The 12,221-nt window shown below is 60.5% G+C and carries 11 protein-coding genes; all 11 read left to right on the top strand.

The genetic code is table 11. The annotated features are described in order from the left end of the window. Nucleotide 1: 1 nt before the first annotated feature. The 11 genes from LT42_RS17395 to LT42_RS17445 all read left to right on the top strand — a co-directional run bounded on the left by LT42_RS17395 (nucleotide 2) and on the right by LT42_RS17445 (nucleotide 12,173). Complete coding sequence (locus LT42_RS17395) at nucleotides 2-3,463, top strand: dermonecrotic toxin domain-containing protein (RefSeq protein ID WP_037015580.1); 3,462 nt, start codon at nucleotides 2-4, stop codon at nucleotides 3,461-3,463. A 230-nt stretch (nucleotides 3,464-3,693) separates the two neighbouring features. Then, the gene (gene urtA, locus LT42_RS17400; protein ID WP_037015583.1) at nucleotides 3,694-4,959 is read left to right on the top strand and encodes an urea ABC transporter substrate-binding protein; all 1,266 of its coding nucleotides are present in this window, start codon (nucleotides 3,694-3,696) and stop codon (nucleotides 4,957-4,959) included. Between the two features lie 98 nt (nucleotides 4,960-5,057). Then, the gene (gene urtB, locus LT42_RS17405) at nucleotides 5,058-6,647 is read left to right on the top strand and encodes an urea ABC transporter permease subunit UrtB (protein ID WP_037015585.1); all 1,590 of its coding nucleotides are present in this window, start codon (nucleotides 5,058-5,060) and stop codon (nucleotides 6,645-6,647) included. Continuing rightward, entirely contained in the window at nucleotides 6,647-7,726 is a 1,080-nt protein-coding gene (gene urtC / locus LT42_RS17410; RefSeq protein WP_037015588.1) for an urea ABC transporter permease subunit UrtC, read from the top strand. The genes urtB and urtC overlap by 1 nt, the downstream gene beginning before the upstream one ends. Beyond that, nucleotides 7,723-8,589, top strand: coding sequence for an urea ABC transporter ATP-binding protein UrtD (gene urtD, locus LT42_RS17415; protein ID WP_037015591.1), 867 nt, complete (start codon nucleotides 7,723-7,725; stop codon nucleotides 8,587-8,589). The genes urtC and urtD overlap by 4 nt, the downstream gene beginning before the upstream one ends. 147 nt (nucleotides 8,590-8,736) lie before the next feature. Further along, the gene (gene urtE, locus LT42_RS17420) at nucleotides 8,737-9,435 is read left to right on the top strand and encodes an urea ABC transporter ATP-binding subunit UrtE (RefSeq protein ID WP_037017486.1); all 699 of its coding nucleotides are present in this window, start codon (nucleotides 8,737-8,739) and stop codon (nucleotides 9,433-9,435) included. 49 nt (nucleotides 9,436-9,484) lie between these two features. Further along, nucleotides 9,485-10,330, top strand: coding sequence for an urease accessory protein UreD (locus tag LT42_RS17425; RefSeq protein ID WP_037015593.1), 846 nt, complete (start codon nucleotides 9,485-9,487; stop codon nucleotides 10,328-10,330). A 90-nt stretch (nucleotides 10,331-10,420) separates the two neighbouring features. Continuing rightward, nucleotides 10,421-10,723 carry an urease subunit gamma gene (locus LT42_RS17430; protein ID WP_037015596.1) on the top strand — a complete coding sequence of 101 codons (303 nt, stop codon included), beginning with the start codon at nucleotides 10,421-10,423 and terminating at the stop codon, nucleotides 10,721-10,723. Nucleotides 10,724-10,755: 32 nt separating this feature from the next. Continuing rightward, complete coding sequence (locus tag LT42_RS17435) at nucleotides 10,756-11,307, top strand: GNAT family N-acetyltransferase (RefSeq protein WP_037015598.1); 552 nt, start codon at nucleotides 10,756-10,758, stop codon at nucleotides 11,305-11,307. A gap of 27 nt (nucleotides 11,308-11,334) precedes the next feature. Beyond that, a complete protein-coding gene (locus LT42_RS17440; RefSeq protein WP_037015600.1) occupies nucleotides 11,335-11,871 on the top strand; it encodes a GNAT family N-acetyltransferase in 537 nt (178 codons plus the stop codon). Continuing rightward, nucleotides 11,868-12,173, top strand: coding sequence for an urease subunit beta (locus LT42_RS17445; RefSeq protein WP_037015603.1), 306 nt, complete (start codon nucleotides 11,868-11,870; stop codon nucleotides 12,171-12,173). The genes LT42_RS17440 and LT42_RS17445 overlap by 4 nt, the downstream gene beginning before the upstream one ends. Nucleotides 12,174-12,221: the final 48 nt, after the last annotated feature.

The raw sequence follows: 12,221 nt of genomic DNA on the forward strand, positions 1-12,221 counted from the left end.
CATGAACTCCATCGCCATTACCGCCCCACCCATGTCCGCCGCCGACAGTTTCACACTGGCGCCTTTCACGTTGCCCGACGTCACTCAACTTGTTGAGCAGACGCTCGCGGACTGCCTTCACCGCAGCCATCCCGGCGTCGTCTTCGAGTACGCCAGCACCTTCCTCGTCTGTCATAAGCGAAGTGCAAAACCTGGTGCCCCCCCGATCATCCGCAGCTATCCCGTGCTTGCCAGCGTGACGGAATGTTTCACCGGGCGTTTTCAGTGGGAGGACATTGAGATCGCAGGACTTTACGGGTCAGACATGCCTCCTGCAGGTACGCCCCCCATCGGCGAGCTCGACCGCAACGCCTTGGTTGCGCTGTATGCCTTCATCAAGGAGCAGCTGCCAAAGCAATACAAAAAGATGCTGGTCGAGTGCTGGACGCAGATCCAGCCTTCGGGAAAAACCCGCCGCGACGATTTCATCGCGGAGCGGGTCCAGATGCTCAAGCTGGAAGCTCAGATGCGTGTGGAACTGGGTCAGTTTTCTACGCAACTATGCCGCATGCTTAACGACACGCTGGATTACAGCATGGACACTACAGCCGCCCCCACGCAGAAGCATGAGGTGTTCAACCTGTCATTAGGCAACGCCGCCGGTCCTGTATACCCGGTGACCGGCGCCTTCGTGATTATCGAGCAGCGTAGCGACCAGACTCCTGCCAGCGATGACGAGTCGCTGGGTGAAGCCATTCTCTATACGCCTGCGGACAGTCTGGAAAGATTTAACTCCCTCAAAGAGCTTACTGAAACGCTTAACCGCCGCCTCGCCGACGCCGGGCAGCGCCATCGGCTACTAAGCCACCTCAAGCGCCCTGACGTGGCGGGACTCGCGTTTCCTGAGGTGGACGAAGCGCCAGCTGTCCACTGGCGGTTGCTGAACATGACCCGTTCGTTCATGAGCCTCCTGCTGACGTCGCAAATCATCAAGCAGTACGCTGACTTCGACCATGCGATGGCCACTGCGCAATCGCTGAGGATGGATCAGGACTCTTTCAGCCGGCTGTTATCTGATCTTCAGGACTCGGATCAGCTTTTCGACAATCACCGTATTGCCCGTCAGCTGGACTGCGATGCCGTATGTGAGCAGATGCCTGACGAGTGGCAAAAGATGACTGAGCGCCAACGCGCCGAGTGGGCCCGTTACGCCACGTCGTACGGGCAGGCTATTCGCAGCATCCGGGGCCTCACTCAAGAACACTTCGAAACACCCCTCTCTGCAACCGTTCCTGTCATTGCTGCCTACATTGATGCGACGGTTTCCTCAGCCCTCAAAGAACAAGCTGTCGAGCTGGCGCCCCAACAGATCCAGGTGCAGGCGACTTACCACCGCAGCGTGCTGTCCAACTTCTACCCCCTGGTGCCGCTGAAAACGGCTACGTATTCGCAAAGTCACCCACTGATTCAGTGGGCCCGCGACAACCTGCTGCGCACGAATATCGAGCACGCCAGTGAAGTCGTTGTCCTCGACGAGCGTCATCGGCTGATAGCGGGTTTGTCAGGTGACTGGGTTAAAGCGCTCCTGGTGCGGATCGGGTCGCCAGAGCACCTGGACCGCTACCTTGCCGATCATTTCGATCATGGCGAATACGCAGTGCAGTTGAAGCACCAGCACCGCCAGTTGCTGTTGTCGCGGATGCGGATGGCGTACATCGAGAGTCAGCAAACCGGGTTTCCTGAAAACCGGGTGGGCTGGATCAAAGCGGTTATGGATAGCCTGGATGCGCGAAATCGCGACGCCCTCGATTCGGCCACGCTCGAGGTGCGGCAGCTGCACATCAGCGGGATGAAGATCCCGGACGTCATGCTTATTGCTCCCGTGGGCATGTTCGAGCGAGGGCCATTGGTGCTTTGCACGCCCAGCGCGCCGGACAATGTGGTGTTCCGGACATTCGATAGCATGTTCCACTTGTTACGGGCATTTCTGGAGAGCGAGACGCACAAGTCCTACGTGGCCACCTTACTGCCGTCAGGCAGTAGCGGACTGGGCCGGGTGATGCTCGAATACAACGAGTGGCTGAAGCACTGGAGCCTGCCGGAGTTCATGACCTCGCTACGAGGCCCCCCTCCGGTTCCAGCTCACATTTTCAAACCTGTGGCGTTCATGGCTCAGAGCCGTGACCTTATCGACGAGCTTTTCGAAAACAAGATCTGCCAGTTGAAGGACGACGTAAAATCGCGGTTGCTGCAACCCTCGGATGCGGGCGAATCCATTCAGACGCTGGATCTGGTCGTAAGCGTTTCACTTATTTTGTTACCCGACCCCGTCATGATTCCGCTTGCACTTGGCTTGGGCCTGGCAAAAGCCTGGAGCGCCTTTCACAAGGTCGATGACAACGACTGGGACGGAGCTGCTCAGGAACTCATTAACGCCGCAGGCTATTTGCTCGCTGCAGGCGTGGGCCATGCAGGCGCTGCAGCCGTAAAAGCCCCTCAACTGACTTTGACGCGACGCCCGCATCTGGTTCGCCGCACGGGCCGAAATGGGCAGACGCAGATCGGTTATTTGCTCTCGCCTGCAGGAACACCTTACTTCGTTGAGTCCGGAATGCTCATCCGCATGGACCCGGACAGATTCATCGAAATATCCGTGGGATCTGACCAGGCATACGTGGCCCGGCGCTTCAATCTGTTCGGCCACTCACGGCTGTATCGACGCTACGCCCGAGATGCAGGCCTGCTGATCCATGAAGATGAATACGTGGTTCGCTCAAGCACGGGCATCTGGAGCAAGGCGTCACAACCGATCGTGCGCTTGAGTCGGCAGACCGATCGGCAAGCCCGGCAGGAGCTCGCGCTGCTGCTCAAAGGGTGGCCGACCGCGGCGCAAGGCGCATCCTTCGCGGAGGCTTCTCTGGATGAGCCCCGGTTTCTCGCACTTGCCCAAGGCGCCAAAGCAGAGCTGTATCCCGAAATGCTCGACTACATTGAAGGCGGCTCGGCCTCAATCAACAGGCTATTGAGAAGCGGTGCGCGCACACCCGAGACGCAGCAGTTTCTGGAGCAGTTTTATCGGTTGAGGCGCTGGAAAGGCGATGCATTTCGCGCCGCGCGCGTGACCGACGAGGGCCTGCTGCGCTTACGCAGCGAGCTGGGTGCAGTGTTCGCGGACGCGGGCGTGCAGTCGGCCTCAATCAGTCGCGCCAATGCCGCGCGCTGGAGTCTGGACGGCTTTGTGACCGAACAAGCACCGCCTGGTTCGCACCCGGTGTTTTTCATCTTTGCGCCAACGGTGCCGAAGCAAAATATGTTTTCGAACTTTCTCCCCGATCATGTCGCTATCCCTCCCGGCACCCGACTGCAGCTCAGCGCCTTTCGCGAAGTGGGCGGGCAGGCATTCGCGTATTTCACCGCCCCTGACAGGATCCCTTATGAAACCTTCGATCTATTCAACGGCGAACGCGAGCTGTTTGTGAGGTAGGCCGCCTTGCCTCCTCGTCTTCAATGCGCTCGCACCAGTTGAGCGCGGGCTCGCGCACCAATGATCCCAGGTCGGTCCAGATTGGTGCGCAGCCCCTCCCGCAGGCGACGTTTTCATTCCATTTTGCGACCCGCGCAGCCTTGGCCCAGCCTTTGCTAAAGCCTAAGCAGACCCAACCTCTGCACTGCCAACCGCGGTCATCCAAAAAAATCAAAGAATGGAGCTAGCCAATGAAGCGTCGTAGTTTGCTGAAAGCGTTCACTTTGTCTGCATCGATCGCAGCGATGGGTTTGACCTGGACCGCGCAGGCGGCCGAGACCATCAAGGTCGGCATTCTGCATTCTTTGTCCGGCACCATGGCCATCTCCGAGACGTCGCTCAAGGACATGGCGCTGATGACCATCGATGAGATCAACGCCGAGGGTGGCGTGAACGGCAAGATGCTGGAGCCGGTGGTGGTCGACCCCGCGTCGAACTGGCCGTTGTTTGCAGAGAAGGGCCGCCAGCTGCTGACTCAGGACAAGGTCGCGGTGGTGTTCGGCTGCTGGACGTCGGTATCGCGCAAGTCGGTGTTGCCCGTGTTTGAGGAATTGAATGGCTTGCTGTTCTACCCGGTGCAGTACGAGGGTGAAGAGATGTCACCCAACGTCTTCTATACCGGCGCTGCGCCTAACCAGCAGGCGATCCCTGCGGTTGAGTACTTGATGAGTGAAGACGGCGGCGCAGCCAAGCGCTTCTTCCTGCTTGGCACTGACTACGTGTACCCGCGCACCACCAACAAGATTCTGCGCGCGTTCCTGCACTCCAAAGGCGTTGCCGACAAGGACATCGAAGAGGTCTACACCCCGTTTGGCCACAGCGATTACCAGTCCATCGTGGCGAACATCAAGAAGTTCTCTGCAGGCGGCAAGACAGCCGTCATCTCGACCGTCAATGGCGATTCCAACGTGCCGTTCTATAAAGAGCTCGGTAACCAGGGCCTCAAAGCCACTGACGTGCCGGTGGTAGCGTTCTCGGTGGGCGAAGAAGAATTGCGCGGCGTCGATACCAAGCCGCTGGTGGGCAACCTGGCCGCCTGGAACTACTTCGAGTCGGTGAAGAACCCCGTCAACACCAAGTTTGTGGCCGACTGGAAAGCCTATGCCAAGGCGCACAACTTGCCGAACGCCGACAAAGCCGTGACCAACGACCCTATGGAAGCCACGTACGTGGGTATCCACATGTGGGCGCAGGCGGTCGAGAAAGCCAAATCCACCGATGTGGATAAAGTCCGCGAAGCCATGGCCGGCCAGACCTTTGCCGCGCCGTCCGGCTTCACGCTGACGATGGACAAGACCAACCACCACCTGCACAAGCCAGTGATGATTGGCGAGATCAAGGCTGACGGTCAGTTCAACGTGGTCTGGCAGACCAAAGAGCCGATCCGCGCCCAGCCGTGGAGCCCGTTCATTCCAGGCAACGACAAAAAGCCTGACTACGCGGTGAAGAGCAACTAAGGAAAACAGGGTGAACGGTCGGGTGAAATGCCCGGCTGAACCTATCTCTACGGTTCCTCGCAGGACATTGCGTCATGCGGGTGTTCTCAGGACTCGATATGCCCAAATACCTCCACCACCTCTTTCTCGCGCTGTGCCTGTGGCTGCCCTTCGCCGCTCATGCCAGCGAAGCCGGTGACTTTGTCGCGGCCCCCTCCTCCGAGCGCGCACAGCTGCTGGAAGCCTGGGCGGCCAAACCTGATCCGGCGCGGGTCGAGTTGCTGATTGCCCTGCAGGATGGCCGCGTCGCCGCCGACAGCAGCAACCGGGCGTTCATCCAGAACGGCGACCGCTTCATTGCCGTCGACCCGCAGGCTCCAGCGCTCGCCGATGCGCCCAGCCCCGACGAGCCCCAGCCCATCAGCCTGAACAACCGCCTTCGCGGTCTGATTGACACTGCATTGGCCAGCCATCAGTTGCTGGCTGCCGACCCCACGGTGCGTCTGGCCGCTGCGCAAACCCTGCAAAAAAGCGCACGTCCGGCGCAGTTGCCGCTGCTGGTGCAGCAGGTGGCAAGCGAACAGGACGACAGCGTTCATGCAGCATTGAATCTGGCACTGGCCAATCTGCAACTGGTCGACGTCAGTCCTACCGTACGGCTCGCCGCTGTACGCCTGCTGGGCGAAACCGGCGATCCGCTGGCCCGCACGCGTCTGGAAACCCTGCTCGAACCCAGCGTAGAAACCGACCCGGCCGTGCGCCTGGCGGCTGAAACCAGCCTGGCGCAGGTCAAGCGCAAATTGATGTTCGGCGAAATCCTGGGCCAGGCCTTTGCGGGTCTGTCGCTGGGCTCGATTCTGCTGCTGGCCGCCCTCGGACTGGCGATCACCTTCGGTCTGCTCGGCGTAATCAATATGGCCCACGGCGAGATGCTGATGCTCGGCGCCTACGCCACTTACGTCGTGCAGCTCATGTTTCAACGCTACGCGCCCGGCGCCCTCGAGTTCTATCCACTGGTGGCGCTGCCGGTGGCGTTTTTCGTCACCGCCTGCATCGGCATGGCGCTGGAACGCACGGTCATTCGTCATCTGTATGGCCGCCCCCTAGAAACATTGCTGGCGACCTGGGGCATCAGCCTGATGCTCATTCAACTGATTCGCGTGGTGTTCGGCGCACAGAACGTCGAGGTGGCCAACCCGGAATGGCTGTCAGGCGGCATTCAAATGTTGCCCAATCTGGTGCTGCCGTATAACCGCATCGTCATCATCGGCTTCGCCCTGTTCGTGGTCGTGCTGACCTGGCTGCTGCTGAACAAGACGCGCCTGGGCCTGAACGTTCGCGCCGTGACCCAGAACCGCAATATGGCAGCCTGCTGCGGTGTGCCTACCGGCCGCATCGACATGATGGCCTTCGGGCTTGGCTCCGGCATCGCCGGGCTGGGCGGCGTGGCGCTGAGTCAGATCGGCAACGTCGGCCCTGATCTGGGCCAGAGCTACATCATCGACTCCTTCCTGGTGGTCGTGCTCGGTGGCGTCGGTCAACTGGCCGGCAGCGTCATGGCAGCGTTCGGGTTGGGCATCGCTAATAAAATTCTTGAGCCGCAGATCGGCGCGGTGCTGGGCAAGATCCTGATCCTGGCGTTGATCATTCTGTTCATTCAGAAACGTCCGCAAGGCCTTTTCGCACTCAAAGGACGGGTGATCGATTGATGAATCAGCCACTGATGGTCACTGCCGCGCAACGCGCCGGCACCAAAATCACGGTCTCGGTTGGCGTGGTGATCCTTGCCCTGCTGATCACCCTGCCGTTGCTGTCCCTGCTGCCAGAAAGCAACGGCCTGCAGGTCTCGGCCTACACGCTGACGCTGGTAGGCAAGATTCTCTGTTACGCGATTGTCGCGCTGGCGCTGGACCTGGTCTGGGGCTACGCCGGGCTGTTGTCGCTGGGCCATGGCCTGTTCTTCGCGCTGGGCGGCTATGCGATGGGCATGTACCTGATGCGCGAAGCGTCGGGCGACAGCCTGCCGGCATTCATGACGTTCCTTTCCTGGACCGAGTTGCCCTGGTATTGGGTCGGCACTCAGCATTTCCTGTGGGCCATGTGCCTGGTGGTGCTGGCGCCGGGATTACTGGCGCTGGTGTTCGGCTTCTTCGCCTTCCGCTCGCGGATCAAGGGCGTGTATTTCTCGATCATGACCCAGGCCCTGACCTTCGCCGGCATGCTGCTGTTTTTTCGCAACGAAACCGGCTTTGGCGGCAATAACGGCTTCACCAACTTCCGCAGCATTCTGGGTTTCAGCATCACCTCCCAAGGCACCCGCGCGGTGTTGTTTTTGCTCACGGTAGCGTTGCTGGTCGGCAGTCTCTTCGTGGGATGGCGGCTGGCGCGCAGTAAATTCGGTCGCGTGTTGACCGCTGTGCGCGACGCGGAAAACCGCCTGATGTTCTGCGGCTACGACCCGCGCGGTTTCAAGCTGTTCGTGTGGGTATTGAGCGCAGTGCTGTGTGGCCTTGCGGGGGCGTTGTATGTGCCGCAGGTCGGCATCATCAACCCGAGCGAAATGTCGCCGACCAACTCCATCGAAGCGGCGGTGTGGGTAGCACTGGGTGGGCGCGGGACGTTGATCGGGCCGCTGCTCGGCGCCGGACTGGTGAACGGCATGAAGAGCTGGTTCACCGTGGCGTTCCCCGAATACTGGCTGTTCTTTCTCGGCGCGCTGTTTATCGTCGTGACGCTGTGGCTGCCCAAAGGCGTGATCGGCCTGATCAAAAAAAGGGGCGAACAATGAAAAGCACTCCGACGCCCGCATTCGATCCGGTGCTGGATCCGATGCTGCACCCCAACAGTGACGCTGGTACCAGCCGCGAGGCCATCGGCCTCGGGCAGGTCGCTGGCAAAGGGCTGAACACGCTGCATGGCACCATCCTCACGCTGGAAGACATCAGCGTCAGTTTCGATGGTTTCAAAGCCCTCAACGATCTCAACCTGTACATCCGCGTGGGTGAACTGCGTTGCATCATCGGCCCCAATGGCGCAGGCAAGACCACGCTGATGGACGTGATCACAGGCAAGACTCGCCCTAGCCATGGGCGAGCCTGGTTTGGTGAAACCCTGGATTTGACCAAGATGAGCGAAGTACAGATTGCTCAGGCAGGGATTGGCCGCAAGTTTCAGAAGCCCACGGTGTTCGAAGCGCTGAGCGTGTTCGAAAACCTGGAGCTGGCGCAGAAAACCGACAAGTCCGTGTGGGCCAGCCTGCGGGCCAAGCTTAGCGGCGAACAGCGCGACCGCATCGATGAGGTCCTGGAAACCATTCGCCTGACGTCGTCGATGTCACGCCCGGCGGGGCTGTTGTCCCACGGGCAGAAGCAGTTTTTGGAGATCGGCATGTTGCTGGTCCAGGATCCGCAATTGCTGCTGCTCGATGAACCGGTGGCGGGCATGACCGACGCCGAAACCGAATTCACCGCCGAGCTGTTCAAAAGCCTGGCGGGCAAGCATTCGCTGATGGTGGTCGAGCACGACATGGGGTTCGTCGGCACCATTGCCGACCACGTCACCGTACTGCATCAGGGCAGCGTGCTGGCAGAAGGATCGCTAGAACACGTGCAGGCGGATGAACGGGTGATTGAGGTGTATCTGGGACGGTGAACCGCCGAGCGGCAAGCTTTTAGCGGCAAGCTAGAAGCGCGCACTCCGATCGGCTTTTCCTTACAGCTTGAAGCTTGGGGCTTACAGCTTGTGAGGAACGAACGCTTTTTCTTGCAGCTTGCAGCTGATGAATCCGAGGAAATCAAATTGCTAACCGTTAATAAGCTGCATCAGTTCTACGGCGGCAGCCATATTCTTCGCGGTCTGTCGTTTGACGTGAACATCGGCGAAGTCACGTGCCTGCTCGGTCGCAACGGCGTGGGCAAGACCACGCTGCTGAAAGTTCTGATGGGGCTGCTGCCTGCCAAAGAAGGCGTGGTGCAGTGGGAAGGCAAGCCGATTACCGGTTTCAAGCCGCATCAGCGCGTGCATGCCGGGATCGCCTACGTGCCCCAGGGGCGGGAGATTTTCGGGCGGCTGACCGTCGAGGAAAACCTGTTGATGGGGCTGTCGCGGTTTCCGGGCTCGCAAGCCAAAGAAGTGCCGGCGTTCATCTACGAGCTGTTCCCGGTGTTGCTGCAGATGAAACATCGCCGTGGCGGCGATCTGTCCGGCGGGCAGCAACAGCAACTGGCAATTGGACGGGCCCTGGCCAGCCGTCCGCGCCTGCTGATTCTTGACGAGCCCACCGAAGGCATTCAGCCGTCGGTGATCAAAGAGATCGGCGCCGTGATCAAGAAGCTCGCTGCCCGGGGTGATATGGCCATTCTGCTGGTAGAGCAGTTCTATGATTTCGCCGCCGAACTGGCGGACCAGTACATCGTCATGTCACGCGGCGAGATCGTGCAGCAGGGCCGCGGCGAAAACATGGAGACTGAAGGCGTCAGGGGCCTGGTCACCATTTGATGCGCCGATCAGCTAAGGTACGAACCTTCACGAACATGACAGTCGACCTATGAATCTTCCTGCCCACACCGCCCTGTTCACGCCCAGTTGGCACGCCGAGCTGGAGCTGGCGTACGGGCGCTTCGGTGATAGCACGCGGCCAACGCAACGCCGCCACAAAGGTCCGTTGCGCGTGCAAAAGCATCTGTACGCCGAAGGTCCGCAGGTCTGTCAGCACATCATCGTTCATCCGCCGGGCGGCATCGCGGGTGGCGATCGGCTCGACATCGATGTCAGCGTCGGCGCCAACGCGTGGGCACAACTGACCAGTCCCGGTGCGGCAAAGTGGTATCGCGCAGCCGGCCCGGCCTATCAACAGCTTGAACTCAGCGTCGCGAGCGGCGGTACGCTGGAGTGGCTGCCGCAGGAGACCATCGTCTTCAGCGAGGCCAAGGCTGAACTGACCACGCGGATTAATCTGCAGGGCGACGCTCGACTGTTCTATTGGGACGTGGTCGCGCTGGGCCGGCCTGCAAGCGGCGAGCGTTTCGATCAGGGGCACTTTCAGGCGCATCTGGATATTCGGCGCGACGGCAGGTTGTTGTGGCACGAGCGACAGCGCGTCGTGGGCAACGACGGGCTGCTCGACTCACCGATCGGCCTGGATGGCAAACCGGTGTTTGCCACGCTGATCGTGACCGGCGACATTGACCCCGAGTTAATGGAACGCTGCGGCGAACTGGCTGAGCATTCGCCTGTGCGCGGGGACCTTAGCCAGTTGCCCGGGCTGATCATTGCCCGTTGCCTGGCGGACGAAGCGCTGCACGCCCGGGCGTGGCTGATCGAATTATGGAAACTGCTGCGCCCTGCCCTGCTGGGCCGGGAAGCGGTGGCACCGAGGATCTGGAGCACCTGATGGACCGCGTTGCCCGATTCCCGAGCAAGCACGCTCCTACAACGGCGGTTGCAGCGATTTCTCTATTCGGAACTTAAAAACGGAAGCCCCATGGATCTCACCCCACGCGAAAAAGACAAGATGCTGATCTTCACCGCAGGCCTGGTTGCCGAGCGACGGCTGGCACGCGGTTTGAAGCTCAATTATCCGGAGGCCATGGCCTTCATCTCTGCCGCCCTGCTTGAAGGCGCACGCGACGGCCAGACCGTGGCCGACCTCATGCATTACGGCACCACTCTGCTGACCCGCGACCAGGTGATGGAAGGCATTCCGGAAATGATCCCGGAAATCCAGGTCGAGGCCACCTTTCCGGATGGCACCAAGCTGGTCACTGTGCATCAGCCCATCGCCTGACCTGGACAACCTAACAACTAGTGAAAACGAACATGACGTATTCGATTCGTGACGCACTGCTGACTGACATGCCTGCCGTGCTGGACATCTACAACGACGCAGTGCTTAACACCACGGCCATCTGGAACGAGCAGCCAGTGGACCTTGCCAACCGCGAAGGCTGGTTTGCGTTGCGGCAGACTCAGGGCTATCCGATTTTGCTGGCGGTCGATGAGCGTGATCAGGTGCTGGGCTACTCGTCCTTCGGCGACTGGCGACCGTTTGAAGGGTTTCGCCACACCGTCGAGCATTCGGTGTACGTGCGGGCCGATCAACGCGGCAACGGGCTGGGGCCGCTGCTGATGAAAGCGCTGATCGAACGTGCCCGCCGCTGCGACAAGCACATGATGGTGGCGGCCATTGAAAGTGGTAATGCAGCGTCGATTCACCTGCACGAGCGCGAGGGCTTTATCACCACGGGGCAGATGCCGCAGGTCGGCGCCAAGTTCGGGCGGTGGCTGGACCTGACGTTCATGCAGCTGGATCTGTCGCCCGGAGCTACGGCGCCACCCTCTCAGGCGCCCGGCATCACGCCCAACGCTTGAGTTTCACTAACGAAAGGATCTCGCCCCATGAATGCCGCTCACCTGCGCCGGGTCACGTCAGAAAGTTTCGCGCACTATCGCCCTGGTCTCGTATCGCTATTGCTGGACGCAGTCCAACACGGCGCCTCGGTGGGGTTCATGGCGGGTCTCGGCGCCGAGGAAGCTGCCCAGTGGTGGGACGCCGTCAAGGGCGAGGTCGAGCAAGGCAATCTGCTGCTGTGGGTCGTGGCCGAGGAAGAGCATGTGCTTGCAACGGTGCAACTGGTGCTGTGCCAGAAAGCCAATGGCCTTAACCGCGCCGAGGTGCAGAAATTGCTGGTCTTGAATCAGGCGCGTCGGCGCGGCCTGGCCACGCAGTTGATGACAGCCGTGGAGTTGGCGGCGCAGCAGCATCAGCGCGGGCTTGTGTACCTGGACACCCTGGCGGGCTCCGATGCCGAGGATTTCTATCGCGCCCTGGGGTACGAGCTGTCCGGTCTGCTGCCGGACTACGCCTGTAATCCCGATGGCGAATACAAGGCCACGGCCATTTATTACAAGTTACTGTCGAGGAAGAGCGAATGATTCCTGGTGAATACCAGATCCAGCCCGGTGACATCGAACTCAACGTCGATCGGCGCACCATCACCCTCAGCGTTGCGAACAGCGGTGACCGGCCGATTCAGGTCGGCTCGCACTTTCATTTTTTCGAAACCAACGACGCCCTGACGTTTGATCGCACCGCCAGCCGAGGCATGCGCCTGAACATCCCGGCCGGCACCGCCGTGCGCTTCGAGCCCGGGCAGGCACGGGAAGTGGAGCTGGTGGACCTCGCCGGGTTGCGGCGGGTTTTCGGGTTTGCCGGACGGGTGATGGGGAATTTGTAGCGCGACACGCCCTGTAGGAGCTCACGGAGGTTACGACGGCAGCGAAAG

It is taken from the genome of Pseudomonas lutea, assembly GCF_000759445.1.
Taxonomy (GTDB): Bacteria; Pseudomonadota; Gammaproteobacteria; order Pseudomonadales; family Pseudomonadaceae; genus Aquipseudomonas; species Aquipseudomonas lutea.